Origin of the sequence: Burkholderia seminalis DSM 23518, from assembly GCF_902832885.1 — a bacterium.
Lineage (GTDB): Bacteria > Pseudomonadota > Gammaproteobacteria > Burkholderiales > Burkholderiaceae > Burkholderia > Burkholderia seminalis.
Genome location: NZ_CADFDK010000022.1, coordinates 62,477 through 77,971, shown reverse-complemented (window position 1 = coordinate 77,971; position 15,495 = coordinate 62,477). Strand labels below are relative to the sequence as shown.

The 15,495-nt window shown below is 68.3% G+C and carries 15 protein-coding genes and 1 pseudogene; 4 read left to right on the top strand and 12 right to left on the bottom strand.

What is annotated here, in order from left to right; genetic code table 11:
* Positions 1-140 precede the first annotated feature (140 nt).
* Positions 141-1,895 carry an ABC transporter permease gene (locus HWX00_RS34870; protein ID WP_034189508.1) on the bottom strand — a complete coding sequence of 585 codons (1,755 nt, stop codon included), beginning with the start codon at positions 1,893-1,895 and terminating at the stop codon, positions 141-143.
* A gap of 101 nt (positions 1,896-1,996) precedes the next feature.
* Complete coding sequence (locus HWX00_RS34865; protein WP_175028315.1) at positions 1,997-2,224, bottom strand: phosphate transporter; 228 nt, start codon at positions 2,222-2,224, stop codon at positions 1,997-1,999.
* A 258-nt stretch (positions 2,225-2,482) separates the two neighbouring features.
* Between HWX00_RS34865 and HWX00_RS34860 the strand changes: the two genes are divergently transcribed.
* The 4 genes from HWX00_RS34860 (at position 2,483) to HWX00_RS34845 (ending at position 5,626) form a co-directional block, all read left to right on the top strand.
* Positions 2,483-3,427 (top strand): metallophosphoesterase family protein, encoded by a 945-nt coding sequence (locus HWX00_RS34860; RefSeq protein ID WP_034189506.1) that lies wholly within the window; start codon positions 2,483-2,485, stop codon positions 3,425-3,427.
* 19 nt (positions 3,428-3,446) lie between these two features.
* A complete protein-coding gene (locus tag HWX00_RS34855) occupies positions 3,447-3,788 on the top strand; it encodes a plastocyanin/azurin family copper-binding protein (protein ID WP_034189505.1) in 342 nt (113 codons plus the stop codon).
* Positions 3,789-3,880: 92 nt separating this feature from the next.
* A complete protein-coding gene (locus tag HWX00_RS34850; RefSeq protein ID WP_049031278.1) occupies positions 3,881-4,342 on the top strand; it encodes a cupin domain-containing protein in 462 nt (153 codons plus the stop codon).
* Between the two features lie 144 nt (positions 4,343-4,486).
* Entirely contained in the window at positions 4,487-5,626 is a 1,140-nt protein-coding gene (locus HWX00_RS34845) for a patatin-like phospholipase family protein (RefSeq protein WP_034189503.1), read from the top strand.
* A 270-nt stretch (positions 5,627-5,896) separates the two neighbouring features.
* On the opposite strand, the pseudogene HWX00_RS34840 reads toward HWX00_RS34845, so the two are convergent.
* The 10 genes and pseudogenes from HWX00_RS34840 to HWX00_RS34795 form a co-directional block, all read right to left on the bottom strand.
* Positions 5,897-6,862 (bottom strand): annotated as a pseudogene (locus HWX00_RS34840) (D-2-hydroxyacid dehydrogenase family protein); the annotation flags it as partial.
* 127 nt (positions 6,863-6,989) lie between these two features.
* Positions 6,990-8,165, bottom strand: coding sequence for an alpha/beta hydrolase (locus HWX00_RS34835; RefSeq protein WP_175028317.1), 1,176 nt, complete (start codon positions 8,163-8,165; stop codon positions 6,990-6,992).
* Between the two features lie 85 nt (positions 8,166-8,250).
* On the bottom strand, positions 8,251-9,603 hold the full coding sequence (locus tag HWX00_RS34830) for an MFS transporter (RefSeq protein WP_175028318.1): 1,353 nt from the start codon (positions 9,601-9,603) through the stop codon (positions 8,251-8,253).
* Positions 9,604-9,637: 34 nt separating this feature from the next.
* Complete coding sequence (locus HWX00_RS34825; protein ID WP_034189500.1) at positions 9,638-10,330, bottom strand: HAD family hydrolase; 693 nt, start codon at positions 10,328-10,330, stop codon at positions 9,638-9,640.
* An 84-nt stretch (positions 10,331-10,414) separates the two neighbouring features.
* Positions 10,415-10,726 carry a winged helix-turn-helix transcriptional regulator gene (locus HWX00_RS34820; RefSeq protein WP_226104046.1) on the bottom strand — a complete coding sequence of 104 codons (312 nt, stop codon included), beginning with the start codon at positions 10,724-10,726 and terminating at the stop codon, positions 10,415-10,417.
* A 391-nt stretch (positions 10,727-11,117) separates the two neighbouring features.
* Complete coding sequence (locus HWX00_RS34815) at positions 11,118-12,419, bottom strand: MSMEG_0569 family flavin-dependent oxidoreductase (RefSeq protein WP_175028319.1); 1,302 nt, start codon at positions 12,417-12,419, stop codon at positions 11,118-11,120.
* A gap of 56 nt (positions 12,420-12,475) precedes the next feature.
* Positions 12,476-12,760 carry an MSMEG_0570 family nitrogen starvation response protein gene (locus HWX00_RS34810; protein ID WP_175028320.1) on the bottom strand — a complete coding sequence of 95 codons (285 nt, stop codon included), beginning with the start codon at positions 12,758-12,760 and terminating at the stop codon, positions 12,476-12,478.
* A 9-nt stretch (positions 12,761-12,769) separates the two neighbouring features.
* Positions 12,770-13,954 (bottom strand): MSMEG_0565 family glycosyltransferase, encoded by a 1,185-nt coding sequence (locus tag HWX00_RS34805; RefSeq protein ID WP_059556731.1) that lies wholly within the window; start codon positions 13,952-13,954, stop codon positions 12,770-12,772.
* Positions 13,951-14,937 (bottom strand): sll0787 family AIR synthase-like protein, encoded by a 987-nt coding sequence (locus HWX00_RS34800; protein ID WP_175028321.1) that lies wholly within the window; start codon positions 14,935-14,937, stop codon positions 13,951-13,953. The genes HWX00_RS34805 and HWX00_RS34800 overlap by 4 nt, the downstream gene beginning before the upstream one ends.
* Positions 14,934-15,494, bottom strand: a complete 561-nt coding sequence (locus HWX00_RS34795) for an MSMEG_0567/Sll0786 family nitrogen starvation N-acetyltransferase (protein ID WP_124607758.1) — start codon at positions 15,492-15,494, stop codon at positions 14,934-14,936. Before HWX00_RS34795 ends, HWX00_RS34800 begins: the two co-directional genes overlap by 4 nt.
* Position 15,495: the final 1 nt, after the last annotated feature.

Sequence of the window (15,495 nt, the reverse complement as noted above, 5' to 3'; positions counted from 1 at the left end):
CACGAGCAATTCGCCCTGCGTCTTGTTGAAGCCGCGGCAAACGTGATCGACGCGCAGGATTTCCTCACCGAGGCGCGGCGGCTGGGACGTCTTGGCGGGTGCGTTGATAACGGTCGAATTTGGTTGCATCGCGCTTACTCTCAATCGAGACGGAGCCGGGATTCCGCGTAGGCGTACATCGGACGCCACAGCAGACGGTTGAACAGGGTGACGAACAGGGACATCACGGCGATGCCCAGGATGATCTTCGGGAAATCGCCGGCGGCCGTGGTCTGCGCGATGTACGCGCCAAGGCCGTGCGCAACGACCTTCGTGTCGCCCCACTGCACGAACTCGGACACGATGCTCGCGTTCCATGCGCCGCCCGACGCGGTGATCGCACCGGTCACGTAGTACGGGAAGATGCCGGGCAGGATCGCCTGCCGCCACCACTGCCAGCCGCGGATGCGGAAATTCTTCGTCGCTTCCTTGTAGTCGTTCGGATAGGACATCGCGCCCGCGATCACGTTGAACAGGATGTACCACTGCGTGCCGAGCACGATCAGCGGCGACAGCCAGATGTCCGCGTTCAGGTGGAAGTGGACGATCACGATGACGAATACCGGAAACAGCAGGTTGGCCGGGAACGCGGCGAGGAACTGCGCGAGCGGCTGGATCTTCTCGGCCAGCTTCGGACGCAGCCCGATCAGCACGCCGAGCGGCACCCAGACCAGCGACGCGATCGCGATCAGCACCAGCACGCGCAGCAGCGTGATGAGCCCGAGCACGAGCACGTGGCCGACCTCGCCCATCGTCACGCCGGTCGCGACGAAGCTGACGACGCGCCACGCGACGTACGCCGTCAGCAGGATCACGAACGCGCCCCACACGATGTCGCCGAGGCGCGATGCGCGGCGCGACGATGCGCCGCGCGAGCGCGCGCCCTTCCGCGACGGCACGCGCAGCGGAATCCGCGCGGCCTGCGACAGCAGCCAGCCGGCCGGCACGAGCAGCTGATGAATCAGGTGCGTGCGGCGCATCATGTCGAGCAGCCAGGATTGCGGCGCATCGCCCGACGCGGTGTTCTCCATCCGGAACTTGTCGGCCCATGCGACGAGCGGCCGGAACAGGAACTGGTCATAGGCAAGGATCACGACCGACATCGCGACGATCACCCAGCCGACCGCGCCGAGGTTCTTGTCCGAGATCGCCTGCGCGAGATACGCGCCGATGCCCGGCAGCGTGATCGTCTGGTTGCCGACCGTGATCGCCTCCGACGCGACGACGAAGAACCAGCCGCCCGACATCGACATCATCATGTTCCAGATCAGGCCCGGCAGCGAGAACGGTACGTCGAGCTTCCAGAACCGCTGCCACGGCGTCAGGTGAAAGCCGCGCGACACTTCGCTCAGGTCGCGCGGCACCGTGCGCAGCGACTGGTAGAAGCTGAACGTCATGTTCCACGCCTGGCTCGTGAAAATCGCGAAGATCGCCGCCAGTTCGGCGCCGAGCACGCGGCCCGGGAACAGCGCGAGGAAGAACGTGACGGTAAACGAGATGTAGCCGAGCACCGGCACCGACTGCAGGATGTCGAGGATCGGGATCAGCACCATGCCCGCACGGCGGCTTTTCGCGGCGAGCGTGCCGTAGACGAGCGTGAACGCGAGCGACGCGACCATCGCCGCGAGCATCCGCAGCGTGGTGCGCAACGCGTATTCGGGCAGGTTCGACGGGTCGAGCGAGATCTTCTGCGTCTGCAGTACGCCGATCGGCGCCATCGTCTCGTGAAAACCGACGATCGCCATCGCGAGGATGCCGATGATCAGCGGAAACGCGACGGCGTCCCAGCGATTGGGGAGCACGCGCCACGCGGACGCGTTGGCGGTGCGATTCGGGTCGAAGAAACTGAGATCCATCGGTAGCGTGTCGTGTCGAATTGAAAGTCGATGGGTCCGGCCGCCGGTCTCGCGGCCAGGCGTCGCGCCCCGCGGCGCGAATCAGGACGGCCCGTGCGCAGTCATACCGGCAGCCCGTACGCGCCGGCCATCCCGGCCGTCAGCCGCGCGACGAACAGCAGCAGGAACGGCGGGACCGTGCGTTCCTTGACGGGGCTCGGCTCGGCATCGGGATGAACGCCGACATGGGCGATGCCGCAGGCAACGATCGGAAAGAACCGCACGAGGCGGGTCGTGCACGTGCGGCGGCCGACCGCGCCGCCCGTTTCCGTTGCCGCGAGGTTCGGCATGAAGGGGCTCCGGAGAGAGGTGATTCGGAGTCGCAGGCTATCGGTCGGCCGTGACGCAAATATGACGTGTCACTTACAGGACATTGACGGGTCATCCTCCCGGCATCGCGCGGCGCCCCGGAAGCCGCGAACACGGGGGGGTCGACCGCGTCGCGCGCGGGAATAAATCCGCCGCTTCGCCGGTATCGCATCCGAAGGCGCCGGCTTATTCCAGGACGATCCGGCCGTCCGGTTTCGTCACACGATTGCGAGGCTCCCATGTCTTCATCGACCCCTACCCGCCCGTCGCGCCGCAAGGCCCTGCAATGCATGGCCTTCGGCGGCCTCGGCACGCTGTTTACGCTGTCGGGCGGCATCCTGACGCCGTTCGACCTCGCGCTCGCGCAGACCGGCGATGCGCGCCCGGCCGACGCGGGCAAGCCGCTGTTCGTGCAGATCAGCGATACGCACATCGGCTTCAACAAGGACGCGAATCCCGATGTATCGGCCACGCTCAAGCAGACGATCGAACTCGTCAACGGGATGCCCGCGATGCCGGCGCTGGCCATCCATACGGGCGACATCACGCACCTGTCCAAGCCCGAGGAGTTCGACCACGCGTCGCAATTGCTGGCCGCGCTGCGCGTGCCGGAACTGCACACGGTGCCCGGCGAGCACGACGTCACCGACGGGTCGGGCGCCGAGTATTTCGGCCGGTTCGGCAAGGCGTCGGACAACCGCGGTTATTACAGCTTCGATCACGCGGGCGTGCATTTCATCGGCCTCGTCAACGTGATGCACTTCAAGCCGAACGGGCTCGGCAGCTTCGGCGACGACCAGCTCGCATGGCTCGCGCAGGACCTGAAGGGCCGCTCGTCGAGCACGCCGATCGTGGTGTTCTCGCACATGCCGATGTGGACCATCTACGAACCGTGGGGCTGGGGCACCGGCGACGCGCCGCAGACGATGGCGCTGCTGCGCCGCTTCGGCTCGGTCACCGTGCTGAACGGGCACATTCACCAGATCGTGTCGAAGGTCGAGGGCAACGTGACGTTCCATACCGCGCGCTCCACCGCGTTCCCGCAGCCGACGGCCGGCAACGGCCCGGGCCCCGTGCCGCTCACGGTGCCGCGCGACCGGCTGCCCGCGATGCTCGGCGTGACGACCGTCGAATTCGCCGGCCATCCGGTTGCGTCGTCGCTTCACGACACGACGCTGGCCTGATGAAAACAAGGAGAACGACATGATCCGCTTCATGCCAACCCGCACCGTCGCCGCGCTGATCCTGTGCGCGGCCGCCGCCGGCACGCCGCTCGCCGCGTTCGCGCAGGGCCCGACCGGCCCGCTCGTGACGATCCGCAATTTCATGTTTTCGCCGATGTCGACCACGATCAAGGCCGGCACGACCGTCACGTGGAAGAACCTCGACGGCGAACCGCACACCGTCGTCAACGATGCCGGCATCTTTCACTCGGCGGCGCTCGACCAGGGCGACACCTACTCGTTTCGCTTCGACAAGCCGGGCGTCTACAAGGTGTTCTGCGGGATTCACCCGTACATGAAGGAGACGATCACCGTCGAATGACGCGGCTCGCCAAACGACGCGAACGAACGGCGGGCGGCATCGGCCTACAATGATCGCCGTCCCATTCGCCCGCGTGGCAGACGGAGCCGCCCATGCCCAGGATCGACCTCGGCGCCGTGCCCGAACGCCGCGGCAGCGGCTATCCGCGGCCGTTCGACGCGCCGTGCGCGCAGCGCGTCCGCCAGCGTCTCGGCGACGCGGGCGGGCTGCGCGACTTCGGCGTCAACCTGATGCGCGTGCCGCCGGGCGGGTGGTCGGCCCAGCGGCACTGGCATTCCGACGAGGACGAATTCGTCTACGTGCTCGAAGGCGAGCTCGTGATGATCGAGGACGGCGGCGAGACCGTGCTGCGCGCGGGCGACTGCGCCGCGTTTCCGAAGAACTCGGGCAACGGTCACCACCTGGTCAACCGGTCGGACGCGGTTGCCGTCTATCTCGAAGTCGGCTCGCGTTCGCCGGACGACGTGATCACCTGCCCGGACATCGACCTGATGAGCCCGAGCCGCGACGGCCGGTTCCTGCACAAGGACGGCACGCCTTACCCGGACGCGTGACGCCGGCCGCGCCAAAGGGTCGGACGCGAGCGGCAACGCAAACGCGGGCCGCCGTCGCGCGGCGGGCGACGCCGCGCGATCGATCGCCTAAACTGAATCGAACTGTTCGGATCCGACCCACCGTCATACGCAGCGAGGCAAGCCATGACCGCGAGCCAGCCGGCACGAATGGACCTCCCCGGGCAAGTCGTGCTCGTGCTCCAGGGCGGCGGCGCACTGGGCGCGTTCCAGCTCGGCGTGTTCCAGGCAATGGACGAAGCCGGGATCCGGCCCGACTGGGTGGTCGGCACGTCGATCGGCGCGATCAACGCGGCGCTGATCGCGGGCAATCCGCCGGAGCAGCGCTACGACAAGCTGTCGGCGTTCTGGCGGCGCGTGACCGAGCGGACCCGTTTCGACGTCCCGCCCCTGGTGCCCGGCTGGGACCGGATGCTGGCCGAGCTGATGATCATCGGCGGCGGCATCACGGGCTTCTTCCAGCCCAATCCGGCGTCGTGGTTCGGGCCGCTGGCTCGCCTCGGCGTCGATCGCGCGTCGTACTACCGGATCGCGCCGCTGCGCGACACGCTCGCGTCGCTGGTCGATCCCGACTTGCTGAACGCGGGCCATCCGCGCCTGACCGTCAGCGCCGTCAACGCGTGTACGGGCACGATGCGCTATTTCGATTCACGCGATACACGGCTCGGGATCGAGCACATCATGAGTTCGGGGGCGCTGCCGCCCGCGTTTCCGGCGATACGGATCGACGGCGCGCCGTACTGGGACGGCGGCGTGTATTCGAATACGCCGGTCGAGGTCGTGCTCGACGACAACCCGCGCCGCAGCTCGATCATCTTCTCCGTGCAGATGTGGAATCCGGCCGGCCCCGAGCCCGAGAGCATCTGGCAGGTGTCGGAGCGACAGAAGGACATCCAGTACGCGAGCCGCACCGACAGCCACATCGCGCGCCAGCAGCAGATTCACCGGCTGCGCCACGTGATCCGCGAGCTGGTCCGGCACGTGCCGGAAGCCGACCGCGCGTCGCCCGCGGTGCGCCGGCTCGCCGCGTGGGGATGCGAGACGACGATGCACCTGATCAAGCTCGCCGCGCCGCGGCTCGACGGCGACAATCAGTTGAAGGACATCGATTTCACGCCGGCCGGCATCGCGGCGCGCCGGCAGGCCGGCTACGACGCGGCGAAACGGGCGATCGCCGCGCGCCCGTGGGACGTGCCGACGGATCCGACGGAAGGCTTGACGGTGTACGATCCGGACGCAGCGCCGGTCGCCGAAAAAACGGCATGACGCGCGGATGGCGCGGCCGCTCGCCCCGCACGCTCAGGCGCGCGCGGCCCGGACACGGGCGCGGCCGGCTTCGCTCACTTCGACCTCCGCCACGCCGCCGGGCGCATGGTGCCGGACCACGTAACCGCGCGCGCATGCCTCCTCCCAGACCGGCAGGCGCGGGCACGACGTGCGCCATGCGTCGATCACCTCGTCGTACGGCCGCGCGCCGGGCCCGATCCATTCGAGCAGGTCGAGGATCAACGGCTCGATCGATGCCGCTTCGCGCGCGAGCACGTCCGGGTTGACCACGTGGATCGGCTGTCCGGCCGCATAGGACACGATCTGGTCGAACACATCCGAGAACTGCGTTTCGTATTCGTCCTCGGTCACGTAGCCGATATGCGGCGTGCACACGACATTGGGCAAACGCAGCAACGGATGCCGCGAGTCGCGCGGCGGCTCGGTCTCGTACACGTCAAGCGCCGCCATCCCGGGCCGGCCGGCCTGCAATGCCGCCTCGAGCGCGCCCGCGGCGACGAGGCCCGCGCGGCTCGTGTTCACCAGCAGCGCATCGGGTTTCATCCGGCCGAGATCCTCGGCCGTCACGATGCCGCGCGTGGCGGGCACGAGCCGCATGTGCAACGAAAGCACGTCGCAGGTTTCGAAGAAGGTGCGCTTGTCCGGCGCCGTGTGCCAGCCGTCGTCGCGGGCGCGCTGCCGCGACGCTTCGCGCGCCCAGACCCGCACGTTCATCCCGAACGCGGCGCCGTATCGGGCGACCTCCGCACCGATCCGGCCGTAGCCGTATATGCCCAGCGTACGCCCGCGCAGCGTCCGGCCCACGCCGGTTTGCCAGTGGCCGGCCTGCAGCGCGCGCATCTGCTGCGGAATCTGGCGCACCGCGGCCAGCACGAGGCCCCAGGTGAGTTCGGCAGCCGCATAGGACGGCGTGCCGGCATGCTGGTTCGACGACACGATCACGCCGTGTGCGGTGCACGCGTCGATGTCGATATGCGGATACACGCTGCGCTGACTGATCAACCGCAGCTTCGGCAACCGGGCGATGAGCGGCGCGCGAATCTGCGTGCGCTCGCGAATCAGCACGAGCACCTCCGTATCGCGCAGGCGTTCGGCCAGCGCGTCGACGTCCTGCACATGGTCGTTCCAGATCGTGACCGCCTGCCCGTCCAGCTTGCGAAAGCTCGGCAGCGTGCGCAGCGTGTCGAAATAATCGTCGAGGATCGTGATGTTCATGGGGACGCTCCTGGGAACGCCGTCATCCTGAACCGCGAACGCCGCGCAGGGAAATGAATTTATGTCGCCGATTCCTGCATTTTTCTGATCGATCGATTCTCGCCGCGCGCGCACCTCGCTCGCCCGCTCACGGCCCTGCCGCCCGCATCGCCGGCGCGCTGCCGGCGACGACCGGACACGATTGCGGCAAGGCCCGCCCGAACAGCACGGCCAGCCCGCAAGCGGACGTGAACATGCCGAGACCGTCATGCCCGACGCCCGGGACTTCGACGACCTGCTGCGCGAGATCGTCCGGGTGCCGCTTCTTCAGGTAGTCGAAATACGCGAGCCCGCGCGCGAGCCGGTACGGGCCCTGCGCCATCGCCGCGCACGAACGGTCGATGAAATGCGTGTACGGATTCGTATCGGCCTGCCCGAGCAGGTACACGACATCGCGCGCCACATAACGCGCTTCGAGTTCGCGCCCATCCTGCGACGCGACGTAAGGCGGCGCCGACTTCAGCCCGTACTTCCATTGCATCGCGCGCGGGCAGATGCCGCCCGCGATCGCGTCGGCATTCGGCCGTTCGTCGTCGAAATACAGGTAGCTCGACGGGTTCGCGACCACGTAGCGCACGGCGACGCCGCCACGCGCCAGCGCGTCGCCTTCGTGCCCGGCCACGGCGTAACGCTGCAGCAACTGCGCGCCGGCGGAGTGACCGATCACGACGACCGTCGTCAGCGACGGGTACAGGCCGCGGTCGGCGAAATGCGCAAGCAGCGCGTCGAGCGCCGCGAACGAGCTGACCGGCCCCGGCTGGCGCGCCGGTTCGCCGCCCTTCCAGCCTTCCTGCGTCCACGCGAGTGTCGATGCGGGCAACGAGAATGCGCGCGTATCGGCGCGCGTCAGGAACTGCGGCGCGACGACCATCGTGCCGCTGCCGGCCGCACCGGCCTTCTCGACGACCTGGCGCCCCGACGCGTAATACGTGTCGGCGTTGCGAAGCGTGCCGTGAATCACGATGAAAACACGCACGACGTCGGGCGCGGGCTGATCGAGCGGATGGTCGGCATAGACGGGCAGCGCCGCGCTACCCTGCGGCGTCGCGACGGCCACGCGCTGGTCGGCGACGGCCTTGACCGGTGCTTCGAGACGTTCGCGCTGGGTAGGTGTCGCGGCTTCGGCCGAACGCACACTGCCCGCCATGCCGATGACGCCACCGGCGATCGAAACCGAGAGCGAAAGTGCGAACGACAGCGCACGGGCGGCCGACCACGCGTGCGCGGGCCGGACGCTGGCAAAGGCGACGGAAATTAGGGACATGGCAGCGGATCGGGTTGCGGACAGGACTTTAACGGCGATGGTCGCAGAATCCGTCGCGCGCTGCCGGCCCGTTGTGCAATACGGCTCAGTCGGCCGGCTCGGACACCCGCCCGGCGTCGGCACGGGTTGCGCCCGCGTCGCCGCGCGGCGCGTTCCCGCCCGCTGCCGACGGCGGCAAGCCGCCCGCCGTCGCGGCCAGCAGCGGGCGCTCGGGATGCACGAACAGCCACAGCACCGCGCCGCAGGCCGCCGCGGCACCGATCACGACCATCCCGCTGCCCCAGTTGCCGGTGATCTTGACGACGAGCGCGAGCGCCATCGGCCCCGCGACGTTCGACAGGGCGCCCCACACGTTGGTCCAGCCCGACATCACGCCGGCGAACGGCCGCCCGAGATCCTGCGCGGCCGACCACACGACGACCTGCACGAACCCGACGGCCGCGAACGACAGGCACAGCAGCGCGATGACCGCGGCCATCGCCTGCGCGCGCGACGCGGCGACCAGGGCCAGCGCGCTCACGACGAATCCCGCGATCGCGACCGGCGTGCGCGCCCGGTAGATCGAGCCCGTTTTCCTCAGCAACCGGTCGCTGACGGTACCCGCGACGAATACCGCCGCGAACACGGCCACCCACGGCAGCGACGCGTACAGCCCCATTGCCTTCAGCGACAGGCCGCGCGCGCGCATCAGGTAGGTCGGCAGCCACGTCGTGTAGAAGCTCTGGATCAGCACGAGCAGGAAGTACTGAATGCCGAAGATCCAGAAACGCCCCAGCCGCAGGCAACGCGCGAGCGAACCCGACACGGCCGTCTGGCCGGGCGGCTGGCCGGCCGCGATGTAGTCCGCCTCGGCCGGCGTGATCAGCGGATGGGACGCCGGCGCATCGCGGTAGCCGAACCACCAGATTGCGCCGAGCAGCAGGCCGAGCGCGCCGAATCCATGGAAGACGGCATGCCAGCCGAAATGGACGATCGTCCAGGCCGTGAGGGGCGCCGACACGATCGGGCCCAGATACAGCCCCGCGAGCAGCACCGCGTTGCCTTTCGCACGCTCGCCGGCCGGAAACCAGCGCTTGAGCGCGACGACGCTGCTGGACCAGTCGGCCGACTGCGCGCCGCCAAGCACCAGCCGGCAACCGAACAACCAGGCAAACGAACCGCCGAGCGGCGTGACGATCATCATCAGCGACCACAGCGTGCTGGTGCCGAACAGCACGCGGCGCGACCCGAAGCGTTCGGCCGCGCGTCCGGCCGGGATCTGGCCGAGCGCATAGGCCCAGAAGTAGATCGTCAGGATCATCGACATCTCGACGATCGACAGGCCGAGTTCGCCCTGGATCGCCGGAGCGGCCACGGCCATCGCCGCGCGATCGAGCGTCATCACGAAGGTCAGCGGCGCGACCAGAAACGCGACGATCTTCCAGCGGAGATGGTTCACGCGGCGCGGCATCGTGCGGCTCCCGAAACCGGCGTCAGACGCCGTGCGGGCCGGACGCCCGGCCCGGCTCGTGCTGCATCCGCCGCACGATCGCGGCCAGTTCGCCGATATGCGCCGGGACCGCCTGCTTGCCCGCGCGCGCCCACGCATCGAACGACGTCATGCCGGTCACCGCGCCGACGAACGGCACGCCCGCGCGCTCGGCCGCCTGCGCGTCCACCGCATGGTCGCCGACATAGATCGCGGCGGCGGCAGGCAGGCCCAGCCGCGCCAACGCCAGCACGAGCCCTTCGGGATCCGGCTTGTGACGTTGCACGTCTTCTCCGCCGATCAACACGTCGACCAGCGACTGCAAGCCGTTGCGCTCGAGAATCGCCTCGATCCGGTAGCGAAACTTCGACGACACGATCGCGACGGCGAGCCCTTGCTCGCGCAGCCGTCCAAGCAGCGGCGGCACCTCGGGATAGATGCGCGTGCCGGGCACCATGATCTCGTCGGCACGCGCGACGAAGTGCCGCGCGAACGCATCGGCCCGCGCCGCTTCGGTCTCGCCCGTCAACGAACGGAACATCTGCGGCAGCGTCAGACCGATCACGGCGCCGATCTGCGCGGGTGTCGCGCGTGCCGCGCCAAGCCGATGCAATGCGTATTCCGTGCATTCGACGATCGCCGCGGACGAATCCGCCAGCGTCAGATCGAAGTCGAATATGACGGCCCGAACAGGCATGAATGGACTCCGCGAACGAAAAATGGATCACGCTCGACGCGTGACCTGGAATGACGATGCGACCGCACCCGCGCGCAGGAGCGGTCAGCGCGCCTGACCGGCTTGTTCGCGATCGGCCGCGTCCAGCCCGTCCGGGTCGCGCTTCGCCCACTCTCTTGCCCACCCCAGCAACGGCTGCAGCGCCGCTTCGAGCCGGCGGCCTTCGGCGGTCATACGATAGCCGCCCTCCCCGTGCTCGACGAGGCCCGACGCCTTGAGCTCGGCCAGCCGCGTGTTGAGCAGACGCGCGTTCGTTTCGCAGGCTTCCTGCAATGCGCGGAACGTGAGCGGCGAGCCGCGCAGCTCCCACAAAATGCGCAGCGCGGTGCGGCGCCCGAGCAGATCCAGCACGACCATGATGGGCCGCCCCGTCGTCGATCCGCGAACGCGTTGTCCGATTCTTGGCGTGGTCATGCTTTACTTTTTAAAGCAATCGTCCGGCGGAGTCAATTGCCTGAATCGAGCTTCGTTTCGGTTTGACTTTCCAACGCGCGATCGTAGACATCGTTATAGGCGAGATTGTCGGCGTAGTCCGACGCGCCGAAACCGGCGGGCATCGGCACGATCGTCGCATGGGCATGCTGCCGCCCCCTCGTCGAAGAACCCGGGGTCGTCGCGGCCCGCATGCGCGGCCGGCGCATCCCGGCGACGCTGCCTGCACGCGTCGCCCGGCCAGTCTTCCGCGAGCCTCGCGTGCGCGCGTCGCGGCATGCCGGCTCGATGGCGATGGATGGCGTATGCAGCGGCGTCAGGCAGCCACGCTTTCGGATGAGCGCCGCGGCGCCGTCATCTCGGCCCGGATCTGGTCGACGATATGGGCGGCATCGCGCGCAACGCCGGAGAATCGCCCCGATCCCCACGTGTGCAGCCACGGCAGTCCGACGAAGTAGAGCCCCGGAACCGGCGTCACGCCGCGCCGGTGCGCGGGATAACCGCGGCCGTTGAAGACCGGCGCATCCAGCCAGCTGAAATCCGGGGTGAAGCCGATGCACCAGATGACCGATGCGATGCCGCTCGCCGCGAGATCGAGCGCCGTGCGCTCGCCGGCCGGACGCCACACGGGCGCGTAACGCGTCGCAGGGGGCGCCGCGATTCCGTTCTTCTCGATATGGGCATCGATGCCGGCGTTGATCCGGTTGTACGTATCGTCCGCGCTGTCGAGCCGCGCCGCCAGATCCGCGGAGAAGCGCAACTGTCCGCCCGTGAAATCCTCCAGCCGGCCGTACAGTTCCATCCCGTCGGCGGCAAAGCGGCGCAGATCGATATCGCGCCCGCCGTCGCGGCCGGTCACATAGTGGTTGGTGTTGTCGCGCACGCCTTCGCGCAGCGGATGCGCATCGACCGGCATGTCGTAGTACTGCATGTCGGCCAGCCATTCGACGACGTCCCTGCCCCGGTAGAAACGGGCGCAGCGAGGCGCATCGCCCACCGCGAGGAACACCTTTCGCCCGGCGAGGTGGAGGTCCTCCGCGATCTGCGCACCCGATTGTCCCGATCCGACCACGAGAACCGGTCCGTCCGGCAACGCGGCCGGATTCCGGTACTCCGACGACTGGATCTGCACGATCGTGGCCGGAAACCGCTCGGCCATCCGCGGCACGATCGGCCGATGGTAGCCGCCCGATGCCACGACGACCCGATCCGCCGTGTACGTGCCGCGCGACGTCGCGATGCGATAGCGTCCGTCCGCGTCGCGCGTCACACGCTCGACGGCGGTGTGTTCCAGCACCGGGGCATCGACGCTGCGGATGAATCCGTCGAGATACTCGACGATCTCGTCCTTCGTCATGAAGCCGTGCGGATCCGCACCGCGATACGGATAACCCGGCAGCGCACACTGCCAGTTCGGCGTCACGAGACAGAACGCGTCCCAGCGCTGCGTGCGCCACGTGTGCGTCACGGTCTCCTTTTCGAACACGAGATGATCGATACCTGCCTGCTTCAGGTAGTGGCTGATCGACAGTCCTGCCTGCCCGCCGCCGACGACCGCTACGCCGAGACGGGAATCGATATCCGGGAGGCTGGATGAAACAACGGGTTCGCTTGACATGATGCAGTCCTGAATGTGTGTTGAAGACGACGGTGGATTGCCGCGTGCCGGACGCCCTAAACGAGCTCGACGACGGTCACGGTCGCATCGCCCTGCGGAGAAAATCGTTGCGCGTGCGCTTCGATCCGTGCCAGCTCATCCATCGCGGCCGAGCACGCGAACCCGTATTTCTCCCGTACGCGCTCGGACCCGATACCCAGGGCACGCCGGGCTCGTTCGACGAAGTCGTCGAGCGCGTATTGCGTGCCGGGCGTGAAAAATTCCGACACCACGGTCGAAGGCGAATAGCAATTGGTTTCCGACTGGTCGGGCCAACGGACCCGAAAATGCATGACCGGCATGATGCCTCCTCACTTGGCGGACGATGCTTGCGCACGCTGCGCCAGCCTGTCCTGGTAGATGTCCAGATGCCTGCGCGCACTCGCTTCCCATGTGAAGCGGTTCATCAGCGCGGGCACGGCACGTGCGAAATCGGGAGCACGCCGTCCCGATAGCGCGTCGCGCAGCGCGCCGGCGATCGAATCCACATCGGCGGGATCGGCCCACACACACACGCGCTCGTCCAGATACTCGGTAAAGGGTTCGATTTCGGATACGACCACGGGCTTTCCGCAAGCAAGCCCCTCGAGCACGACCAGGCCGAATCCCTCCCGGATCGACACCATCGACACCACGTCGGCGCAGTGCATCAGCGCGACCAGCGCCGCATCGTCGAGCGGCCCCGTCGACACGACGGTTTCGTCGACGCCGATCCCCAGCCCCAGCGCGGCGGCGCGCGCGACGAAGCGGCGCGCGTAAGCATCGTGATCGAGCAGACTCGCGCCGCCCCCGATCACGAGCCGTGCGTCGGGCATCGTGCCGCGCAACCGGGCGAACGCCTCGAGCAGCGCGATCGAATTTTTCCGCTGCTCGATCCCGCCGATCGCGAGGACGACCGGTGCGCCGTGCAGGCCGAACCGCTGCCGCACCGCCTGCACGGCCGCCCGATCCGCCCGAGCGAACCGGGAGACGTCCACGCCGTTGGGCACCACGCTTGCGTCGACCCCGAACGTCCCGCGCATCGTGGCTGCCCACGCAGCGCTCACGCACAGCACCTGGTCCGCCGCTCGCCACGCGCGCGCCTGCCAGCGTTCGAGCTGCGGGTCGTCGAATACGTCGAGGTGATGCACGGTCCGTACGAAGCCGTCTATTACACCCGACTGCTTCAGGTCGGCCAGCGCATTGCCCGTGATGCTGTCCTGGGCATGCAGCACGTCGAAGCCGCTTGCATCGTGCTCCAGCAATGCATGCCTGATCGCGACAATCCGCGCGCGCACCATGTCCGCGACGCTGCGCGGATGGCCATCGACGCGCGCCAGCACGACGCGGCACCGGACGTCGCGGAACATTCTCTCGCCCGGCGCGGCCGGTGCGAACACGGTGACGTCGCTGCCCGCATCGTGCAGCGCACGGGCGAGTTCCAGCGCGTGCACGACACCGCCGCGCGGATTGACCGAGTGGGTGAGCAGTGCGATGCGCAACGTATCGGCGCTCATCGCACATCCCCAACGGTGCAGGTGATGAACGGCTCGACCCGGAAATCCCACAGCACCGCCGTTTCGCCCGCTTCTTCGACGACGACCTCGCACGAGGCGTCGATATCGCCGATCACCGCGCACGCAAGCCCGCGCGCCGCGAAGCGTTCCGCGATCGCGTCGGCATGCGCCGGCCGCGCCGCCATCACGAACCCATAGCTCGGAAAGGCCGTCAGCCAGCGATCGAAGTCGACGCTTGGCGGACGCGGGATCGCGTCCAGCGCGATCCGCGCACCGACGCGCGAGCATTCGGCGAGCATCAGCGCCGTCCCGAGCACGCCGGCCATCGAGATATCCTTCGCGGCGTCGCACAGCCCGGCTTCGGCCAACGTCGGCAGAATCTCCAGATCGCCGCGCAGCCGGGCCGGCGGCGCGCCGACCGACGCATTCCAGAACGGATACGGTGCCTCGAATGCGCCGCGCAGGTCGACCGCCATCATCAGGCGATCGCCCGGCCGCGCGCTGAAGCTCGACAGCAGCGCGCGGGCCCGGCCCAGGATCGATACGGCCAGTTGCGCCTGCACGCTGCGCGTGTTGCTGTGGCCGCCGACGATCGGCACGCCGTACGCGGACGCCGCCGCGGCCATCCCGGCGAGCACCGGCCGCGCGGCGTCGATTCCGTCGCTCCACAATGCATCGACGACGGCGATCGGCCGCCCGCCCATCGCGTAGATGTCGCTGACGTTCGCCATCACGCCGCTGTACCCGGCAAACCACGGCATCGACTCGACGAAATCGCCGACCATCCCCTCGATCGCAAACAGCAGGTAGCCGTCCGCGTCGGGAATCGCCGCGCAGTCGTCACCGAGCGCGACGGCCTGTGCGAGATCCCGCTCGCCGCTCGGCAATGCGCCCGCGAGCGACGCAACCACGCCGGCGATGTCGTGCTTGTGCTGGAAGCCGCGGCTCGCGCGCAGCGTCGCGATGCGATCCTCGACACTCATTGCGCCCCCTCCAGCCGCAGGACGAAACCCTCGAACGGCGTGCCGCACGGCGGATAGTGTTCAAGCTGGGCCTGCATCAGTTGATGAGGACGTCCGAACAACGTTTCCTCGCCGAGCGCATCCCAGTGAAGCCGAAGAAACAGCGGCACGTTCTGCGATTGCACGTGTGCGACGAAGCGCCGGCAACCTTCGGCATGCGCACTGCTGACGGCCAGCGCGATCAGCATCGAGCCGATCCTGCCTTGCCGCCGGAATGCCGGATGCACCGCGAGCCGCGAGCCCATCCAGGTTCCCGGCCCGGTTTCGTGAATCCGCACCGTGCCGACCACCTGCTCCGGCAGCCCCGCGCAGCAACTGACCGCGACCAGCAATTGCGCGTGGCGGTCGATATCGTCGCGATCGTCGCCGGCGAAGATGCCCTGCTCGATGCAGAACACGGCCCGGCGCAGCTTGTACGCCTCGTCGATTTCCCAGGGAAGCGCCGCCCATTTGATCCGGTATTCGGCTGGCCGGTACGGGCTGCTGCTGTCGGCCAGTCCCATCTCTGCGCAGTACATG